Source organism: Phormidium sp. FACHB-592 (assembly GCF_014695795.1).
In the GTDB taxonomy this organism is placed as follows: Bacteria; Cyanobacteriota; Cyanobacteriia; order Leptolyngbyales; family Leptolyngbyaceae; genus Stenomitos.
This window is the reverse complement of record NZ_JACJOZ010000094.1, coordinates 1-20,038: the sequence shown is the minus strand read 5'-3', so window position 1 is coordinate 20,038 and position 20,038 is coordinate 1. Positions and strand designations below refer to the sequence as shown.

Annotated in this window: 17 protein-coding genes and 1 pseudogene; 12 read left to right on the top strand and 6 right to left on the bottom strand. The window is 51.7% G+C overall.

The window, feature by feature from the left end; genetic code table 11:
- The first annotated feature begins 651 nt into the window (after positions 1-651).
- From H6F86_RS25860 to H6F86_RS25840, 5 genes are all read left to right on the top strand, one after another.
- Positions 652-885: a hypothetical protein gene (locus H6F86_RS25860; protein WP_190452714.1), complete on the top strand. Its 234-nt coding sequence runs from the start codon at positions 652-654 to the stop codon at positions 883-885.
- 716 nt (positions 886-1,601) lie between these two features.
- Positions 1,602-1,745, top strand: a complete 144-nt coding sequence (locus H6F86_RS25855; RefSeq protein ID WP_190452712.1) for a hypothetical protein — start codon at positions 1,602-1,604, stop codon at positions 1,743-1,745.
- A 444-nt stretch (positions 1,746-2,189) separates the two neighbouring features.
- Positions 2,190-2,891 carry an acyltransferase gene (locus H6F86_RS32995; RefSeq protein WP_277881716.1) on the top strand — a complete coding sequence of 234 codons (702 nt, stop codon included), beginning with the start codon at positions 2,190-2,192 and terminating at the stop codon, positions 2,889-2,891.
- 266 nt (positions 2,892-3,157) lie between these two features.
- Positions 3,158-4,537 carry a SulP family inorganic anion transporter gene (locus tag H6F86_RS25845; RefSeq protein ID WP_190452710.1) on the top strand — a complete coding sequence of 460 codons (1,380 nt, stop codon included), beginning with the start codon at positions 3,158-3,160 and terminating at the stop codon, positions 4,535-4,537.
- Between the two features lie 221 nt (positions 4,538-4,758).
- Positions 4,759-5,469, top strand: a complete 711-nt coding sequence (locus tag H6F86_RS25840) for an acyltransferase (RefSeq protein WP_190452708.1) — start codon at positions 4,759-4,761, stop codon at positions 5,467-5,469.
- Between the two features lie 156 nt (positions 5,470-5,625).
- Here H6F86_RS25840 and H6F86_RS25835 read toward each other — a convergent pair whose 3' ends face one another.
- Positions 5,626-5,991: a hypothetical protein gene (locus H6F86_RS25835; RefSeq protein WP_190452719.1), complete on the bottom strand. Its 366-nt coding sequence runs from the start codon at positions 5,989-5,991 to the stop codon at positions 5,626-5,628.
- Between H6F86_RS25835 and H6F86_RS25830 the strand changes: the two are divergent.
- Positions 5,960-6,615 (top strand): annotated as a pseudogene (locus H6F86_RS25830) (IS1 family transposase). The gene H6F86_RS25835 and the pseudogene H6F86_RS25830 overlap by 32 nt on opposite strands.
- A 535-nt stretch (positions 6,616-7,150) precedes the next feature.
- Positions 7,151-8,644, top strand: a complete 1,494-nt coding sequence (locus H6F86_RS25825) for a VanZ family protein (protein ID WP_190452706.1) — start codon at positions 7,151-7,153, stop codon at positions 8,642-8,644.
- 889 nt (positions 8,645-9,533) lie between these two features.
- Here H6F86_RS25825 and H6F86_RS25820 read toward each other — a convergent pair.
- Positions 9,534-11,147 carry a histidine kinase N-terminal 7TM domain-containing protein gene (locus H6F86_RS25820; RefSeq protein WP_190452703.1) on the bottom strand — a complete coding sequence of 538 codons (1,614 nt, stop codon included), beginning with the start codon at positions 11,145-11,147 and terminating at the stop codon, positions 9,534-9,536.
- A 397-nt stretch (positions 11,148-11,544) separates the two neighbouring features.
- Positions 11,545-12,165: a hypothetical protein gene (locus H6F86_RS25815; protein WP_190452702.1), complete on the bottom strand. Its 621-nt coding sequence runs from the start codon at positions 12,163-12,165 to the stop codon at positions 11,545-11,547.
- On the opposite strand from H6F86_RS25815, the gene H6F86_RS25810 reads away from it, so the two are divergent.
- Positions 12,166-12,795, top strand: a complete 630-nt coding sequence (locus tag H6F86_RS25810) for a hypothetical protein (RefSeq protein WP_190452700.1) — start codon at positions 12,166-12,168, stop codon at positions 12,793-12,795.
- Positions 12,796-12,891: 96 nt separating this feature from the next.
- On the opposite strand, the gene H6F86_RS25805 is transcribed toward H6F86_RS25810, so the two are convergent.
- A complete protein-coding gene (locus H6F86_RS25805) occupies positions 12,892-15,711 on the bottom strand; it encodes a PAS domain S-box protein (protein WP_190452698.1) in 2,820 nt (939 codons plus the stop codon).
- Between the two features lie 456 nt (positions 15,712-16,167).
- Between H6F86_RS25805 and H6F86_RS25800 the strand changes: the two genes are divergently transcribed.
- The 4 genes from H6F86_RS25800 to H6F86_RS25785 all read left to right on the top strand — a co-directional run bounded on the left by H6F86_RS25800 (position 16,168) and on the right by H6F86_RS25785 (position 18,531).
- Entirely contained in the window at positions 16,168-16,422 is a 255-nt protein-coding gene (locus H6F86_RS25800; RefSeq protein WP_347241115.1) for a response regulator, read from the top strand.
- Positions 16,423-16,587: 165 nt separating this feature from the next.
- Positions 16,588-17,043, top strand: coding sequence for a response regulator (locus tag H6F86_RS25795; RefSeq protein ID WP_190452694.1), 456 nt, complete (start codon positions 16,588-16,590; stop codon positions 17,041-17,043).
- A gap of 241 nt (positions 17,044-17,284) precedes the next feature.
- Positions 17,285-17,605, top strand: coding sequence for a hypothetical protein (locus tag H6F86_RS25790; RefSeq protein WP_190452692.1), 321 nt, complete (start codon positions 17,285-17,287; stop codon positions 17,603-17,605).
- 92 nt (positions 17,606-17,697) lie between these two features.
- Positions 17,698-18,531 (top strand): hypothetical protein, encoded by an 834-nt coding sequence (locus H6F86_RS25785; RefSeq protein ID WP_190452690.1) that lies wholly within the window; start codon positions 17,698-17,700, stop codon positions 18,529-18,531.
- A 71-nt stretch (positions 18,532-18,602) separates the two neighbouring features.
- On the opposite strand, the gene H6F86_RS32990 is transcribed toward H6F86_RS25785, so the two are convergent.
- Together H6F86_RS32990 and H6F86_RS32535 are read right to left on the bottom strand one after the other, a co-directional pair.
- Positions 18,603-19,283, bottom strand: coding sequence for an ATP-binding protein (locus tag H6F86_RS32990; RefSeq protein ID WP_347241110.1), 681 nt, complete (start codon positions 19,281-19,283; stop codon positions 18,603-18,605).
- A 39-nt stretch (positions 19,284-19,322) separates the two neighbouring features.
- A partial coding sequence (locus H6F86_RS32535; RefSeq protein ID WP_242033698.1) for a HAMP domain-containing protein occupies positions 19,323-20,038 on the bottom strand: 716 nt, incomplete at its 5' end.

The following is a 20,038-nucleotide window of genomic DNA, read 5'->3' as shown; positions in this document are numbered from 1 at the left end:
TTGTCGATGAACGTGACCGTCTCGATAGCTTCGCGAGGTGCAGTCATTGCCCTGACCAGCTTTTGAGGGGTTTGCCCTCATTTTACTCTGCTTAGAGTGATGGAAGAGGGATATCACCATTCGGTGGTAGTCTGCAACATTGATGCCTTCGTTCCTGTTAGCTCCTTTGCACAAGCTAGAATGCCGCTTCTGACGTTGGTTAGCTGCGGCTGGCAGCACATCACCAAGCGATTCAAAAGTAGAACTGCTACTGTGTCAGGCTTCTAATGGTTGTGCCAGTTTTGAGAGAGTTCAGCAGCAGTGCCAGCGGAGCGTTAGCCACGCTGAGTCAGAGGCACCTTAGAATTAACAGAGCCAGAGCTGACTCTGCCACTGTTGGCTGTAGCTGACCTTGCCCCTGAGTGCAGCGTCTGCAGCGTCTGCGACTACCGGGACCGGGCAGTGAGGCAGACAGCACACTGAAGCAGCGCCGCACTCAAAGCTGATGACAGGCAGTATCTACAAGCTTACGAAGAAACCGACAACGGGCGGTTGCTTGAAATTTATCGTTTTACCCAGTCGCCACCGAGTGTCGTGACTGCTTCTTCCCTTGCCGACAGGGTCAATGGCTACGAATTGTCTAGCTGGTTTGACTATCGCACTTAGGAGTCGTTGAGTCAGTCCGGGTTGCTTGGTGGGCCGACCACTCTCGAGTACGCGTCGGCACTTGCAGCAGCCAGAGCGTATTGTGATCATGAGGCAGCAGCCTTAGCGCAACGTGGCGACGAACTACTGGCACTCACGCTCACTGACCGCGAAGCGAAGACCTTGCTACATGCCCGGCGTGGCACGCCGGGGCAGGAACGCCTTGCAACGCGCGAAGTGCATAATCGCCTGGACGCTTGACTGCAAGCACCAGCGGCGGCTGAAGATGCCAAGCACAATCCAGACCTAACCTGTTGCGCCTTCGAGTGTCCGCTGGGCATTGCGTCTGGGCTTTCCCTAGGACGGCTTGCCCTCAATCGACAACAGCGGTTGTCTCAACCAGCCGTCGGCTCAAGGGGGTTGGCAGCGATTCAGGTAAAAATGGACCATTGACTAATTTTCCTCAGGTTTTGCGCGCTGAAACCCTCATGCTTCCGCCCCTTACCAGAATTTTTATTAGAAAGTAGCAAGCACTGAAAGTCGGTCTAGATGGAGGTTTCAATTAAATAGTTCATTTTGCAGCGAATCGTTACTAGACCTCCGATTGAACTAGGGTTTCGCTACTGCTTCTAAAGGCGACATTAAGGACAAGCTGAAGATAAGTTTTTAGTAAAGCTTTGGACCAAGAATGTAAAGTTTTTAAGAAGTATGCGGTCTATATTTATGACGATGAAAAAATATCCTGTAATTTGATACTGAGGCTTATACATTTCTAGGATTTATCGCTTCCAAGCGGCTGAAAGGGGATTCAAAGAAGCTTCCCTTCAGGATGTGTGAGCAGATAATTTCAAAGGTAACAAGTGGTAAATGCTTGCTAAAGTCATAGGTTAGTATTTCGCCATTTGTAAAGGTCTCTTTTGAGAAGCGGGTTAGCCAAAGCCCAAACCGTTGCCAAAAACGTAAGAGAGGCTTTTGTCATGTTGCATTCAAACAACCGCAGCTATTTCTTCTTAGCAAACCGCTACAAGCTTTTGCTCAAGGGTGTTTTGTTTTTTACTCCTGAGCTAGTGATTAACCTGGTGAATGCGGTGAGAATTCCAGGTGGTTTAACTCCCCCTTGAGTGGAGAGGGACTAGAGCGCTTCTGAGCGAATTGAAAGACAATGTGTTTTTGCCAAGGTAGGACTCAATCTACTGCTTGTCTTTCAATTAAAGCAGCAAGGCTACCAGTCAGGTGTTTTCTAGCAGGGAAAAGACCATAAGGGCGCTTGCTTCAGCCCAGCTCATTGACTCAGCCTTTACCTCGGCTGAGCCTAATCCCTCTAGGCAAAAGTATTCTTAGCTCAGAAAGCTCCTTAAAACTTTCTGCCTTATCACTGCTTACGCTTTGTCTTAAGTGCCTGACAATCCAGGTGCATGAAGCTGCTTACAGCAATGCGTTATTGCATCAAGCAACGCTTTTCTGATCTCAGATTGAAGCACTTGTAAAAGCTCACACTCAGTTGACTGGACTCTTCGTCACCAGTTGGCTCTGTTATGGCAACCACCTTTTTGGAGTGATGAACAATGGCTTTTGATGTACGCTATTTCCAAGAAATGTATCGAGAAAAATGGAAAGTAACATTATTAACGATTATTTTTGGCTCGGTTCCGCTTAAATTGGGTAAAAGATTGCGTGGGTTCGTTTATCGTTCGTTTCTGGGACAGTTAGGAGATGGAGCCGAAATCGGAGTAGGACTGGAATTGGTTGGTGCTAAGCGAGTGTTTTTTGAAGCAAACACGATCGTCAACAGCAATATTTTTATCGATAGTTGGGAGCCTCAAAGCTGTGTCCTTCTTGGCTCTAGCGTAAAGCTCGATCGTGGCGCAGATCTTAAAGCTCTTGGCGGTTGCATTGAAATCGGAGAGCGGACTTATATCGGTCCTTACTTTTGTGCAGCCGGTCCTGGAGACATCAAGATTGGCAAGAATTGCATGATTGCTTCCCACTCCAGTATGTATGCCAACAATCACATTTTTTCGGATCGTGATGTTCCCATTGCTCACCAAGGCGTCATTTGCAAGGGTATCTTGATCGAAGATGACTGCTGGTTAGGGACTGGAGTGAGAGTATTGGATGGCGTCACTATCGGCCGGGGAAGTGTCATTGGTGCAGGGGCAGTGGTGACGAAAGATATTCCACCTTTCTCCGTTGCGGTAGGAGTACCCGCCAAAGTAATGGCCCAACGAGGGGAAGTAAAATCAGAACTCTTTGTTACGACATCCTAAGTGAGCAAAAAGGTTCGGTATTGCTCAAGTTTGACTGAGTTGATTAGAGTTTTTCTCACCGCGGTACTTCGGCTTTTTCATCAATTGTTTGGCGTTGCTAGTCATGTTTCGAGTGGTTTACAACACGATCACTGAAAGCATTTTCTAGGAGCTCCCTACTGGGCGCTAGCCATGACAGCACTACTGTCTATGGTTATAAGTTTTTGCCTTCTACCACTGGAGACACTTTGAATCTTAAGACATTTAAGCGCGACTGGCTCTCAAACATGCGCGCAGACCCTCTAGCCGGAACAGTGGTTGCTCTTGCCTTAGTTCCAGAAGCGATCACCTTTTCAATTATTGCGGGTGTTGACCCTAAAGTTGGACTCTATGCCTCATGCATCATTGCCCTGGTGACGGCTCTCTTTGGCGGGCGACCCGGCTTAATTTCAGCCGCTACCGGCTCGATGGCTCTGCTGATGATTCATCTGGTCAAAGATCACGGCTTGCAGTATCTCTTTGCCGCCGGCCTTTTGACTGGGATCTTGCAGATGCTGTTTGGTTGGCTGAAGCTGGAACGACAGATGAAATACGTCCCTCGTGCCGTGATGGTGGGTTTTGTCAATGCGCTGGCAATTTTGCTTTTTCTGGCACAATTACCGCAACTGACCAATGTGCCTGTCGCGGTGTATGTCATGACAGCGGCAGCTTTGACGATTATTTATCTGTTGCCACGCATAACGACCGCCCTCCCGTCACCCCTGGTGGCGATCGTCACGCTTACAGCCATTTCCATCTTTGCTGGCATCAAAGTTCCGACGGTGGGAGATCTGGGCTCTCTACCAAGTACCTTCCCACGGTTTGCAATACCGCAGATGCCGCTGAATTTAGAAACCCTCAACATCATTTTTCCCTATGCCCTCACGCTGGCGACCGTCGGGTTATTGGAATCGTTGCTGACCGCTTCGTTACTAGATGAATTAACCGATACACCCAGCGATAAAAATCAGGAAGCAATTGGGCAGGGCCTTGCCAATCTCGTCAGCAGTTGCTTTAAAGGGATGGCAGGCTGCGCCATGATTGGACAGTCCGTGATCAATATTCAATCAGGCGGACGCGGACGTTTATCGACTTTTAGTGCTGGAGTTTTTCTACTCTTTTTGATGCTGGCACTCGGCAGTTGGGTCGAGCGCATTCCGATGGCGGCCCTGGTGGCAGTGACGATCATGGGGTCTATTGGCACGTTTAACTGGTCATCGCTGCTGCAACTCCGTAAAGTGCCCCGCAGCGAAACAGCCGCGATGATCACCACAGTACTGATTACGGTCTTGAGCCATAACTTAGCGCTTGGTGTGGTCGTGGGTGCAGCGCTCAGTACTGTCTTCTTTGCTCGAAAAATTGCCAAGGTGGTCTGTGTCGATGCTGATGGCACCCATCGCACCTATAGTGTCGCTGGTCAAATCTTCTTTGTCTGGGTCGATGACCTTCTGGAGAACTTCGATTTCCATGAAGCCTTAGAAAAAGTGACCTTAAACTTCAGCTATGCCCACCTTTGGGATCAATCGGCAGTGGCGGCGATCAACCAGGTGGTGCTTAAGTTTCGCCAAAGTGGTGCAGCGGTGGAATTGTTGGGACTGAATCCATCTAGTGCGACCTTGGTGGACTAACTAGCTACTCACAACGACTCCAAGGCGCTCGAAAAAATGGCGAGTCACTAGAGGAGACGCAGCCGCAGGAAACGAATTTTATTGTCTACCGATGGTGCCGTTTTTTCGTAAAGCACCGATCACGACATGGCTTGGTTGGCAACTCAGCTCACAGCAGCGGTGGTTGAACCTTACCTAACACTTTAAGTTGCAACTGTATTCGCAGATTGAGGATTCATGACATGGCGGAATTACTAGAAAATGAGCCTAACCAACCTGATGTTGAAGCAGCGACCGCTCTCGAAAGCTTAAGCCGGACTGCCGCACATTGGCATCGGCTGCGCGAGGTCGCTCTGACTGGTCTACTGGGGGGCATACCGCGTCCACTTGGCACCGGGCTGAGACGCCGGTTCTATCCTTTCATGTTCGCTCACTTTGGCCACGGTGCTTACATCCAAGCAGGCTGCGAGTTTCTGGGCGCTGAGCGCATTGACCTCCAGGATGCGGTCAAAATCTTGCGTGATGTGAGGCTCAACATCACTACCAATAGTTGCTTACGAGTAGGTAGGGATGTCTGTTTGGATCGAGGGGTTGATATTAATACAGCCGGCGAGGACTGCGTGATTGAAATTGGCGAGCGCTCTTATTTGGGGCCTTACGTCTGTATGGCGGGTCCTGGTCACATCAAAATCGGTCAGCATTGTTTGATTGCTGCCCAATCAGGGCTCTATGCTAATAACCATCGAGCTTATGGTCTGAGTCGGGAGGGTATTGAAATTGAGGATCATTGCTGGTTGGGCACTGGGGTGAAGGTCTTAGATGGAGTCAAGATCGGACGCGGTTCTGTCATCGGTGCTGGTTCTGTCGTGACGAAAAACATCCCACCTGCCTCGATCGCAGTAGGCGTGCCTGCAAAGGTGATTAAAGCGAGCAAAGGCGAAGGTGTTTGCTGAACAACGGCATAGCAAGGCAGCGGCAGGGCTTTTTCGTCACGTGCTCAAAGTTCAGCACACTTAAATCAAAATTCACCCAACGGCATCGCAGCCGCAGGGCTAGCATCTGGACGTCTCCTTGGACTTTACCTGAGTAGAGCCAAGGCGCTCGTCGGCTCACCGCCTTTTCGTCCCGGCGACCACGGCGACCTCAAGCTCAAAGTGCCCTGCTACCGGCAAACCTTGCCCTTGATCGTTTGACACCTGTTTGTCAGACTTGCCAAACGTTTTGACCAGTGGAAAAATATTTCCCAGCTTGAGCCTTCCCAACATCGTTCCCCGGTCAACTGTTTGGTCAATTTGGTCGTTGGTTAATTGCTGACCGTCATCAACCCCAGAAGCCGTTGATCGCGATTGGACATCACTTGCTGCACACGGCTTAACCAAAACTAATGTGGTAGTGCTCAAGATGTAATGTATAGAGGAATAGACTTTTTGCTGTTCTCCTGCCATGCCAGCGTGTCCCATTTGTGCATCGTCCAAAACGGTCAAGAATGGTTGTATTCACAATGGCAAACAACGATTCAAATGTCATGACTGCGGACGACAGTCCATTGAACAACTAAACAAAAAGGTTATCGACCAAGCCACGTGGGCTGCTATTAGAGCGCATCTCTTTAGCTGGCATTGCTCGTGCTGCACAGGTTTCTGAACAATGGCTACAAACTTATGTCAACGAAAAATATGCTAAGGTGCCCCGCCAAGTGTCGGTAATACCCAAACAAAGGGGAGACTAACGATTTAATGTGATGAATCATGGTCGCTTGTCGACAACAAAAGCAACAAGCAGTGGGTTTGGTTAGCGCTTGACGCAGACACGCGTGAAATTGCCAGGGTCTACATCGAAGCACGTGATGAAGCGGCTGCTCACAAATTGTGGGAATCTTTACTGCCGCTCTACCGCCAATGTGCCATTGCCAATACCGACTTTTGGGCAGCTATTGAGTTGTTCTACCAAGCAAGCGGCATCGAGCCGTAGGCAAATAAACAGGCAAAACTAGCTACATTGAGCAATTCAACAAGACATTAAGGCAACGGGTGTCTCGGTTAGTGCGGAAAACCTTGTCTTTTTCCAAGTCATTAGAAAATCACATTGGTACCATTTGATATTTTATCCACTATTACAACACCTCATTACTTGTTTATGAAGAATTAGTATATCTCTTTTTAAAACTGATGCGCCTCCAGTGCACAGATGATAGAGTTCAAAATTATATTGGCATAAGTAGATGGTCCTAGATAGTCATTAGCAATGAAAGCCCAATCTAAGAAGCTCTTAATATTAAGTTGCACTGTTAAAAACTTGTTCTCAACCTAACTCCATTAAGTGTGTCAGTCGGTAATATGTAAGTTTTTTGCATCCTCAGCAAACTAGTAGCATAGCAAGCTTCAACTCTCAAGCTGGATCGATTTTGATTTTTCAGTGGTTTCTATTTCAAAAAAATTTAGGGTGAGCGTACGCAAAATATATTTATAGATAATGGTGAAAGCGTTACAGGATTTCGGGAACCTAGTAATTAGTCAGTTCCTGTAGCATCTAACTGCTTAGCTGAAATCGCCTAGTAAACAGACTTTTGAGTACCCTGAGCTGGATAGCTACTAGCTCAGCAAGATTATTAGTCACAGAGATTAGCTCAACAAAATGTATTTTAATGTCGCGGTATTAGGCCTGCTTTGGATTTTTCTATATAAGCTATTTCCATATAGTTTTCCGCTGACAAAAAGCTTTTCGCTAGAATTTGTTGTTCACAGGTTTGGCGAGGATGAGTTTTCTCAGGCAAAGGACTTTGTCGAGCTTGTAATTAGCCTTTTTACATTTACTCTGTTCGGGGTTGGCTTAGCCGATCTATTGCAGAAGAAAAAACTGGTTTCAACAGTTAATCTTGTCATTATTCTCTTGATAAGCACTAGTTTGAGTGCCGTAACCGAGGTGCTACAAACCATTTCTGCTGTTAGAAATGCTAACGCTCTAGATATCCTGACCGATAGCATTGGTGCAGCCATGGGGTGGTTTTGCTTTCATCAAGCGCGTTTTTTGAAATTAGCTCGTTATGCTTCGGTGATTCGCCTCCGTGCGAAAATTTTATTCCAATACTACTGCTCCCTACCAATCCTAGCAACAGGCTTTGTTGCTTACTTTATAATTGCCGCTATTGGGGTGGCGCTGCTGCCAACAGCAGCAGATTTAAGAAATTGGGATAGCTCTTTTCCTCTGCTGCTCGGCAATGAGCTTACTGGTGGGCGCCCTTGGTCTGGAAATATTGAGCTAGTTCAAATTTTTGATCAAGCGCTGACGGAGGCAGAAATCGGCCGCTTTTTTTCGGGCAATCAGCAGAGTTTTGCTCACGAAAGTTCTCTGCTTGCTTTCTACGAGTTTACTCGCGGTGGTAAAGAATATTCTGATCAGACGGGTCAACTTCCTGAGCTTTCTTGGGTGGGTGAACCTCCACACAAGGGGAAAGATGATGAGAGAAAAGACTCTGGCGTATTGCTAAACGCAACACACTGGTTACAGTCTTCTGCCCCGCCAACTTATCTTAATGAGCGGATTAAGCAGAGTGCTCAGTTTACACTTAATGTAATTGTTCAATCAGATGCCTTGAAGCAGCAAGGACCTGCAAGAATCCTTTCACTGTCGAAGGACCTTCAACACCGTAACCTTACCCTTGGACAGGACGATAGCAGCCTCGTTATTCGTTTGCGAACTCCTGCTACAGGGATTAATGGCAGAAATCCTGAAATTGTTGTTCCCCAAGTTTTTACAGAAGGCGAGCCGCATCACCTGGTGATGACTTATGCAGATTCTAATCTACGTGTTTATGTCGACAAGTTAGAGCATCTCTACACATTTAACGTTCCTTCATGGGGCTATAAAGTGTTGTACTACGGGCCAGTTTTTGTTCCACTTGCTATCCTGCTCAGCTTAATTCTTTCAGTGACAAGAGGCCTTTTACCTTTACGGATCATCCTTCTGGTGTCGGGGGGTGTGCTGCCCTCGCTGCTGCTTGAAGGACTTTTAGCCAGCACAAATCACCGCAGCTTCTCACTAGAGAATTTGTTAATGTGTTTGGCTTTCACCATTGGAACTTTGCTAATCGCAAGAGGACAGGTACAGCCTTGGCTAAAAGCCCATTAAGGCGATAAGTAGAGGCTTGTTCCTGCATCTAGATGCTACTGTGCCAACTTCTGCTTTCAGAACCTATTTATAAAGGGAAGCCTTGGGCGGCTGAACAACGCAATATGATGCGAACCATCATGGCAGAAACAGCAGCCTCAATCATCTTAGGATGGGGTTGAGCTAACATACGACGAAAAAAGTTCCGACAAGCGCAGCAACGGGAGCAAGTCAGACCACGACAGCAGATTGGGATATATCACATCTTCCAGAACCTTTGCTAGAAAAGGATTTCAGCAATCAATTTCTCATCAGAAGGAGCGTTCGGACGACCTTTGAGCAGTAATCAGATCACCGTACCCATCAAGAAGGGTGAGCCTTTAGGTATGATCAAGCAGCTGAGACATGAGCAAACAACTGCATTGATAAGTTCTACTGAAGTCGAAAAACCCATACTACAAGTGGGTTGGACTCGTTTTGAACTGTGCTAGCCTCGAAAACTCGTACTACAGGCGTAATCTTGCAGAGTTCAAGCCCCTAAAAGCTCGGTCTCGTCGTGGCACTGCTGCCGGACCTGCAACAGTATAAGCTTCACAAGAGTATGAGCAGCAGTGATCAATCGCTCTGCTCCTCAACGCTTGCATCGCTGCTGCTATGCCTCAACGTTGAGCAAAAGCGGCAAGATTACAGTCTGAAAGTTAGACTGTGAGCAGCGTTCAGGCGACGTGGTACTTCATAGGCAGGAACGGTGTCATACCCCCAAAATGGCTTGGAAGGGTGTTTGCCTCAACTGTGTTCCATACCAGATGTTCAATTAACGGCTGCACGCGTTTTAGTGAGGCGTTAGAGCAATGAATCGAGGTTACAAAATTTAGCAACAGTGAGTACCACAATGAAGCCGTCCAGTAGTCTAGACTACTGTCTCGACACATTTAACACAATTTCGTCCCGCCGCTTTAGCGACATAAAGGGCTTGATCAACTACTTGCATGAGCGACTGACTGGTGTCCCCATGTTCAGGGAATAAACCGACCCCCAGCGAAAGTGTCGTGCGGATCGTTGCAGCACCAAACGGCACGTGCATGGCTTGAAAGGAGCGTCGAAGCTGTTCGGCGCGCTGATAAACATCCTTCAGCGTGATCGCCGGCAGCAGCAGTACGAATTCTTCACCACCGTAACGACATGCGATATCGCCTTGTCGACTGTGAGTGCGCAGCAAACGACCAACAGCCTGTAAGACGCAATCACCACCTTGATGCCCATAGGTATCATTGACTTGCTTAAAAAAATCGATGTCCATCAGGATCACAGCGACCGGATAAGCTGCCCGCGCCGCGCGTGCCAACTCTCGAGGGAGCGTCTCCTCAAAATAACGTCGATTGCATAAGCCCGTCAGAGCATCGCGGATCGCCTGTTCACGTAGCTGCGTTTGGAGTACCTCGATCTCGCGCAACTGGGCTTGTAAGCGCTCGTTGACCTGTCGCAGTTCCAGGTCAGCTTGTTGCCGTTGAGTGACATCGCGCAAGACAAGCAAATGCCCAGTGAGACAGTTACAGTGATCGCGTAAGGGTATGACGTGTAATTCCACATAGCAGCCTGTGCTTAGCTCCAGTAGCAATTCACTCGGCACGGTTGCAGACGCTTGACAAAGCTGAGCGAGCGCTGGCCAGCTGGAGCCTAATTGCCTGAGCGGTTGCCCCAAGCAAGTGACGCTGATCCCAATGAGCTGCTGAGCGGCTGGATTGATATCAAGCAACCGCTGGTGTAAATCTAGCACGAGGACACCATCCGACAGACTCTCGATCAACGTGTCTCGTGCCACTGGTACCAGATCAAACAGACGAAAGCGAAAAAGCGTGACGAAATAGATGAGACCGGCCAGCAAAAAACTCATCGGTGTGAGGTTGAGACCAGCAGGCGTAAGCTTGAGCATATACGCACTACCACCGAGCAACGGGACGAGCGCTCCTGCTAACGCCAGCCGCGATTGTTGCTGCTGGAGTCGCACGGGGCGCCGCGCCGCTTGCACCAGTAGCCATGAACCAGCGAGTGTATAAAGATAAACGCAGGTCATGACCCAATAAAAACCGGGACCATGCTGGTAAACAATTTGGTTGGTGCCCTGGACAGATGGCACAAAGCCACGCCAAACCAACTGATGCTGTTCGTTGGTCGCCACTAAGACCACATTGAGACTGGGGAGTAGCCAGAGCAAGACGGTGTTTTTGAGGGTGAGCCACTGCCTTTTGTGCGTGAAGTGGAGCGCAAAGATGAGAAAGAACGTCATCACGCCGCCAGAGCCAACATATTCCCACTTAGACCAAAAGATTTTGTCGGGGAGAGCGATGGCTGCCGCTTCGAGCGCGGCAACAGTGGCATAAACAGCAGTCGAAAGCAACAATAAAATAAACGGTCTGCTGGCAGAGGCGGCAGCACGCCGACGCCAAGCCGCAACCGCAAGCGCAACCGCGAGCAGCGCTGTGAGGCTGAGGATGGCAAAAGAGGGATTATGTTTCAAGAGCATAGTGACGCTGGGTGCTGAGGCAGGCTCTTACCGCGAGAGCCGCCAGCGAGTGCTAAGCCGCCAGCACTCGCTGGCTAGTCAACCAAAAGCCTTAGAAGCCTCAGCGACGGTATCAAAAGGCTGCCTGAGGAACGGCACGCAGGGGTTTGAGGCTCTTCAGTGCCAGAGGGTTCAACTTGTACACGTTGCTTGAGCAGCTTAACGTACTTTCGGTGTGGATGAGACTCAAACCGCCTCTATGCGGTGAAAAAACTAGGACAGAAGCCAGCGTGTCTTGCCTGCTTAGAGCCTACGGCTAGATGCTGCTGCACCTCAGGCGAGGACCTCAACCGCAACCATGGCGTTGATGCTCAGCCTGAAGGCTGAAAGCTACGATGTGCTCAGGCGTGGCAGGAAATTAGTCAAAAGAAAAGCTAAAGGGTCCGAGCGAAATCGTCGTGGACTTGACACTGTCTTTCAGCGTTTCTTCAAGTAGGGGCAGATCAACAAACCGCACTGCCACCGGGGAGCTAAAGGTGATCTCACCGAGGCGTTGGTTCGGTTGAGCGGTGATGCTTAACAAGCGCAAGGTGTAAGTATCGTCTCGGTTAAACGGCTGCAAGCTTAAGTCAACCTGAGCTTGAGGCTGGCTAAAGGTAGATGGCTCCAGTTGTGTCACACGATGGTGACGATCTGCGGTCTGGACTTCGAGCTGAATGACCACATCTTGAGCCGATAGGGTAAGGCCGAACTCAAAGCGGTCAAAATCCTGCTTGGATTGATTCTGCACTTGCACCTGCGCTAGCTGCAAGTGGTCATAGCTGTAAGTCTGCTCACCATCAGAAATTTCAAGCTGCGCGCGCGGCAAAGCGGTGCCACCCAGGCTTTCAAACAGCGGCGCCCGCTCAACCCGACACCCAACTCTCGGTTTGCGCTGCCGGTAAGCCACAATGAAGGCGTACGCCAAGGCACCAATGGCACTGCCACCCAGGAAGAGGAGCGTTGCGAAGAAGAGTGTGTACCAGGAAAGAGAAGCCATGTGCAGCAAGTGGGAGGCTCAGACTGCCTTGAGGTGAAGGCATCGGTTGGTGTGCATGAGCGCGCCGCCATCAGGAAAGCGTGCCGCCGCGTTCCAGTATTACAAGGGATCGTGCCGCCTGCTGACATCACCCCAAAGTCAAAGCGCCGCTCCCAGGTAACAACCAAAAGGTTGATCGGTCTGCAACCAAGCGGCAATAAAGGGGTCAACCAGAAACCGGAAAAGAGAGTACGTGAAGCAATTTTCACCAGGGTTGAGTCAGGCTTGCGATCCCCCTTCAGAGGCTCTCGCAGGGAAGGCCAGTGCTATCACCCTCTAAACGAAATGGGTCGCCAGGATAGGCGCGAAAAACGGCAGCGACCGGGGCGCGGCTCTCAAAGTCAGAACCGTTGCAATCAGGCATTGACGCAGGCTGGAAACTGCGGTCCCACTGCTTGGCTTTGGGGGCAAAGCTTATGGCTGTCGTGCCCCTTGCCCTCGACGAAAAGCCCAGGACATGACTGGGTTGGCTGGCTGCCACAAGCCGCTTCTTTGGGATCGCGCCCGTCGTTCCGCCGTGGCTTAGTTTTAGTAACGAATGCTGCTGGCGCATGTATGACAATTGCTCCCCTAAGGAGACTACAAGGATAAGTGGGAACGAAAAAGCAGACAGCTTAGCGTTGGTCACCTTCTTGCCGTCCTGCCTATAGCAGATTCGCCACCCGCATCGACGACTCATTGAACGCCTCACAAACGCTCACTCAAGTTGACTACGACGGCAATAAATTCAGCTGGCTCCACTGGCTTGGGGACATGGGCTTGAAAGCCTGCCGCCAAGGCTTTGATACGGTCTTCTGTACGAGCATAAGCGGTGAGGGCAATGGCTGGCATTTTGCCTCCCTGTGCTGGCGTTAAGGCGCGCACTTGCCGCATCAACATATACCCATCTTCCTCTGGCATGCCAATGTCACTGACTAAGAGGTCCGGCCTTTGCTCTAACGTGCTTTGAGTCAGGGTAGCTAACGCTTCCCTGGCGGATGTCACGACGGTGACCGCTGCCCCACTTTGCCTCAAGAGTGTGGCTAGGAGTGCTCGGGCATCCGCTTCGTCATCGACAATCAAAACCTTTAACCCTGCCAAGCTGGGCGCATCGAGGACAGGAACCGTATCGCTGACGGTCGGATGCACACGTGCATGAGCGGTTGGTTCGGGGCGAAAGATTGTAATAGGTAAAGTGACCATGAACGTCGTACCTTGTCCTTCCCCCGCACTCGCGACCTGCACGTGTCCACCATGGAGTTCAACTAAATGCCGCACAATGGCTAAGCCCAGACCCAACCCACCATGCGTGCGAGTGGTGGTACTATCCGCTTGCTGTAAGCGCTCGAACACATAGGGTAGAAACTCGGGGCTAATACCCTGTCCGGTATCGCTGACTGTGATCTCCACGTGTGAATTAATGCGCTCTAAGCGCAACTGAATGCGACCGCCTTTCGGTGTGAACTTCACGGCATTGGACAACAAATTCCAAAACACTTGCTGCAGCCGGTCCGGATCGCCCGAAATGGGTCCCGCAGCCGGGTCTAACAGACTTTGCAGGCGAAGGCTCTTGGCTTCTGCAGCCGGTCGAATCGAATCGAGCGCCGCCTCCAGCACCGAAACCAGCACCACAGGGCGCACATCCAGGCGAAGTTTGCCAGTAATGATCCGCGAGACATCTAACAGGTCATCAATCAATTGATTTTGCGCTCTGGCATTCCGCTCGATCGTCTCAAGCGCTCGCTGTTGCGTGGCTTCATCGAGTTGCTTGCCACGCAGCAGGGTGGCCCAGCCCAACATCGCATTCAGGGGTGTCCGCAATTCATGGGAAACGGTTGCGAGAAACTCATCTTTCAGCCGATTGGCGCGGGCTAACGCCTCCGCTTGTTGACGTAGTAAGGCTTCAGTCTGCTTACTTTCCGTGAGATCCAACACAAAACAGACCCAGGCGAGTGCGTCGTTTTCAAGCCGTGCCGCTCCTAACAGAATTGGTAGCCGACTCCCATCTTTACGAAAATATTCTTTCTCAAAGGGGGTACAGCTGCCGGTGATCGCCAGTGCTTGTAACACCTGCTGGTCTTGCTGAACATACTCTGGTGGTGTCATCTCACTCCAGTTCAGGACTCCCTTGTGCAAGTCTTCACGGGTATAACCCACCATTTTGAGGAAGGCATCATTCGCCTCCAAAATCGTGCCGTTAGGACCGGCCAGAAGCACCCCAATCAGGTTGGCTTCTACGAGGCGACTGAAGCGGGCTTCGCTTTTCTGCAGTGCCAGCTGTTGTGTTCTTAAGTCTGCCGCTAGCGCTTCGGCTTGCCGCCGTGCCACCACTTGAGTGGTGACCTCAAAGCCAAAGGTGATAATCCCTTCGACTGCACCGTTCAGATCGAAGAGCGGCTGGTAGACAAAGTTGAAAAACCCTTCCTCGAGCGTGCCGTTGCCCTGTCGATCCAAGCGAGCCGCTACTTCATTGCCGACAAACGGTTCTCCGGTGGCAAACACCTGATCGAGCCGTTCAAAAAACCCTTGTCCTGCTATATCAGGGAAAGCTTCCCGCACTGTGCGGCCGATCAAGGCTCGGTTGCCCACCAATTGACAAAAGAGCGGATTGGCAAACTCAAAGATATGATCAGGACCACGATCGATACAAATCGAAGCCGGAGCCTGCACCAGGATCGAGTAAAGACGATTGCGCTGCACCTCTGCTTCGGCTCGGGCCGCTTGCTCTCGCAGCAGCGCCTGGTGACGTGCGACTTCTGCTTGCTTGCGTTCAGTGATATCCCGAGAAATAACCACTACAGCTTGGGTTGAGGGGTCTGTACTCAACGGCGTAAGAATATATTCGTAGGACCGTACCCCCTCGTCTGTCAGAAAATCAGTTTCACTTTTGAGTGATCGCCCGGTCGCCATCACTTTCTCTCGCTGGGCATCCACTGGCTCCATGAGCGCCGCTGGTAAACCAATGTCTCGCCATGTCTTGCCAAGTAAAGCATCGGGTGAAAAACCGAGTACCTGAGCACCACCATCGCTGACATAGCCATAGCGTCCCGCTTGATCAAAAACGTAGATATGATCGACGGACGCAGCGAAAATGGCCTTTAACGTCTTTGCCTGTTCCTGCGACTGCAGAGCAAGTTGCCGATATTCTGCTTCACTGCTCCGTAGCTTTGACAACGTGCGCTCAAGGCGCTGCTTGGCTACCCGCAGGGCATCAGCGAGGACACTGATGAGCACGCCCTCTAGCAAAAATAAACTCAGCCGCGAGCCACTGACCCAGTTGAGCGAGAGGGAGTAAAGGGGTGGGAGAAAGTAGTAGGTGCTAATGAGCCCGGATAAAGCAGTGGCAAACAGTCCCGGACCGAAGCCCCCAGACCAGGCGCTGACCATCACAGCACCAAAGAACAACAGGAAAGGACTCTGAGTCATCGCTAGCACAGGGTCCAGTAGTAACATCAGCAGGGTTGCTAGCAAAACGCTGAGTCCAGCGAAGCTATAGTGCGATAGTTGAGAGCGTGTTAGCTTTGGCATCCTCTTCATTGCAATCACGTGCGGCGCTTCTAGAGCGGGAGGTGGTCAGACGGCTCCCGCCCCAGAAGCCCATTGATAAGGGGCTGACACCGTTCTAGGCCATTCGATATCACAGCTCCCAGCACCTTCGCCAGGAAGGGACTCTAGTCATCAATCTTCCATCAAAATAAGCGTTTGGACGACATTTGAGCAGTGATCAAGACACCTTAACGCCTTAGGAGGGCTGATCATCTAGGATTGATCGAGCAGATGAGACCGGAGTAAACAACCATTGATCAGTTCTACTGAAGTAGAAAAAATTAGTGCCAGCACTGACCGCCTTCTTAGAGGAACGGTCGTCTAGCCTACATAGTCGGATCATGAGGTGCAGAAGGCAGTCAGTTGACTTGCGTGCCGTGTTCGTCTCTTGCGATGTCAAAATAAGCCGCTGTAGCTAGGCTTCAGCCACTTAAGGATATTCAAGTACTGCTGGTAGAGGATGAGCCAGCTATCGCGGTGTTGCTGACCGATTTACTCGAAGCCAAAGGAGCCGTCGTTACTGTCACGACTACTGCTCTCGAAGCCTTGCAAGTGCTCAACAAACAGTGCCCACAGATCCTGGTTTGCAATCTGCGCTTACCAGACCTAGACGGTAGACAGTGGCTCGAGCAAGTGCGTCAAGCACCGAATACGGGTATCCGTCAGCTACCAGCGATTGCTGTCACGTCTTAGAGCCGAGAGTACAGTGCCGCTGCCGCTTGCAGTGCTGGTTTTGACTACTGGCTCGCCAAGCCCATCGAGCCAGAACGCTTGGTAGAAGCAATTTTGCAGCTCATTGCCTAGCGGTAGAAAAAGAGGGTAAAATCTGCTTGCAGCGTTTCAATCAGCAGAGAGTACATGACCGCAATGGCACCGTCGCATCACTTACAGGGTGTGCCCATACTGGTGCTGGATGATGACCCAGACTCCCTGGCGCTGCTCACGTTTGCACTCAGGCTGGAGGGTGCGGTGGTCAGCGCTACAAACAGTGTTGCAGCGGCTCAGACCAGTTTTTTAGCCCAGCCTCCGCAACTAGTCGTAAGTGATCTTGCGCTGCCCGGCACTACTGGTTATGACTTCATCGCCTGGCTAAGAGCGCTGAGTCCGGTTGCCGGGGGGCGAGTGCCAGTGCTAGCCTTGACCGCGATGGCAAGTGCAGCGGACCGTCAGCAAGCCTTAGAGGCTGGGTTCAGTGAACACCTCACGAAGCCAGTCGATCTAGCGTTACTGCTGGCGGTGCTCAAGCAGTTGCTGCAGAGTGCTCAGCCCAGCCAAGGGCTAGAAGCGCCAGAGGACAGCACTGCTGTCCCTTAAAAAGCCTTTGGTGCAGTCGTGCAAGGCAACGCTTTGCAGTCAAACAGAAGCTGAGTAGCGGTGCTCAATCACGCTCTGTCTTGCCTGAGGGTCTGGTAACGGTGCGTGTTAAAAGGAGCCTGTTGTCTCAAAGTGGTTGCCTGATTTGAAAGTGTGATCGCTTGAAGGCAGCACCACGAAGAGGGAAGACTACAGCAGTAGATTAATCCTTCAGCCAGCCCTCCTGTAAGAGCGTTCCTGTATGACTACTCCCTTCTCCAACTTTGGTTGGCATACAGTGCTGGTGTTTGCGGTGCCGACCGGTGCACTGACCCAGGATGAATTGGGGCAGGCGATCCCGAAAAGCAACCGCATCAAAGTCATGGCACCGCTCAAAGTCAAACCGCTGACGTTTGCGCACAGCCGGATTCAGCGTCCGCCAGGCATGGACGAGCGCGCCCTGCTGCTTGAAGGCTACTGCCTGGAGCCAGTACCATTGCCACACAGCATCTTGCCTCAAACTTGGGCGGAAGCCACCTGGAGCGGTCAACCAGGGTTACTTCTACCTCACGGACCCCATTAACCCACCTTACGGCAGGGAAGGGCTGGGGGCGCTTTTAGAGGAGAGCGCTGGGACTAAACTTATAGGGTGGTTTCAACCGTCGAGGGCTGAGTATGCCTAAGTTAGGCGATGACGAAGCGGTAGCGGCACGGCTGCCTGCTGGAGCGAGACTTGTGGTCGAGCGTCAGCCGCTGAAGCAAGCAACGGCAACACCTGTTTCCGACAGAGAGCCCTCCGGTGCACTACGGCGTCGGCATCAAAAGCGACTGCGCGAGTATGCGGACCTGCTGTTGCGCGCGCTGCAGGCCTTTCTAGGGGTCGCCCCGGTACGACAGTCAGCCGAAACGTCCAGCTCATTCTCTGCACCCAGGAGCAGCGAACGCCATGTGCAGCATTGGGACGTTGATGGGCAGCAGGGTGGGTACTGCCAGGTGGATGGTGGCGCTGGGCTTACGTTCCCACTGGTCTCTTTTCAGCCCCATCACGACAGGGTGCTGCTCACCTTCACGGTGCCGTACGACCAGGTGCGCGAAGCTAACCGCTGGTCTTTAAGCTTGGAAGGCAGCGCCATCATCTTTGGTGAAGTGCTGGAGTTGAGACAGTGGCAAGACGACCTCGCTTTCACCGTGCTCCTGCATCCTGAAGCCAGCGAAGTGAAAGCACAGGCGGGTGGTGGCGTCCGGTATCACTTGGCGGTGCCGACTGGACGCTATCGGCATGAGTTGGCAGCGTATGAGCGGCGGCTAGAGCGGGCTGGTTTGCTACTTGAGCGCCTTAAAGCACTGGAGCAACTGCGGCAGGAGCGGTCGCGCCTAACAGTCAAACAACCGGCTCGCTGCCAAGGCTGTCGCCACCGGCATGGGCGCTCTTATGGCGGGACGCTCCTGGTCTGTGGGATGCATCCTTATGGTAATGGCGAAGGCTGTAGTGACTTTGAAGCGCAGTAGTGGAGAGAGCCTGACTGACAAGCGTTCAATCGAGTGGCACGGCGACTGGCCTAAACGCCTGCGGTCTTTCCTCACGGCGCACTGCTAGAGGGCTGCCTCTGACTCTGTTCTGGAGTGGCTTGACGGATGGGAATTTCAATCACAAACTTCGCCCCCTGCCCCGGTGTGGAGTGGCAAGACAACTGCCCCCCATGCTTTTCAGTCACGATTTGATAACTAATCGATAAGCCTAACCCAGTGCCCTTGCCAATGGCTTTTGTCGTAAAGAACGGATTGAACAGGTGCGCTTGTGCTATGGCCGTAATACCCGACCCATTATCCGCGATGGTGATCTGCACGCGGTCTTGACCGACCACAGCGGTATGAATCCACAGTGTATTTGGTTCTGCTACGAGCGCCTCAAAGGACTGCCCCTGATTCGCTTCCTCAAACGCATCGATCGCATTACTCAGAATGTTCATAAAGACTTGATTGAGCTGTCCGGCATAACACTCCACTAGCGGTAAGGGACCGTAGTCTTTCACCACCTGAATCTCGGGTCGTTCGGCCCGTACCTTGAAGCGGTGCCGCAGAATCACCAGCGTATTCTCAATGCCCTCATGGATGTCCACTGCCTTGAACTCCGCTTCATCCAACCGTGAGAAGTTGCGTAACGACAGCACAATTTCGCGAATCCGTTCCGTCCCCACCTTCATCGATTGCAGCATCTTGACTAGATCCGTGAGCAAAAACGCTAAGTCAGCGTCCTCCACGGCCGCCTGCAAGTCCTGCAGTGGCTGCGGGTAAGCGCTCTAATAGCGTTGCAGCAGACCCACTAGCTCCTGTGTATATTCCTCGACATGGTTCAAATTGCCATGAATGAAATTGACGGGGTTATTAATTTCATGGGCGACGCCAGCCACCATTTGCCCGAGTGCCGACATCTTCTCGCTCTGCACCATTTGGGTCTGCGTCTGGTGCAACGCTTTGAGCGTGGTTTGGAGTTGGCGATTGTTGCGGCTGAGTTCGTGAGTGCGTTGGTCCACCCGGTGCTCTAACTTGGCGTTGCTTGCCTCGAGGGCGTGGAATGAGTCGCGCAGTTGACCGGCCATGGCGTTGAACGACAGAGACAGACTGCTGAGTTCTTGAATACCTTGAGCTTCGACCCGCTGATCGAGGTCGCCCGCGGCGATCGCCCGCGTCGCAGCACTGAGGCGGAGGATCGGGCGCGTAATCCAGCGTGAGGTGTAGAAGCCGAGCAGGGTGGCACCCGCCAGGGCGGCCAAACACAAGAGTAGGGTGGTGCGCGTGTTGGCGTTGATTTGGGACATGAAAGCGCTTTCGGGGACGCTGACGACGACCAACCAATCCAAGCCGTACGGGTCACGCCAGGGAGCCACCCGCACGTAATGGGATTCGCCCTGCAAGTCAATTTGCAGTGTTTCGTTTGCCAGGGTGCCAAACCCGTGGAAGCGTTGCTGGAGTTGTTGGGCGACGGCTTGGATGGTAGCGTCGGTGCTGTCGCTCG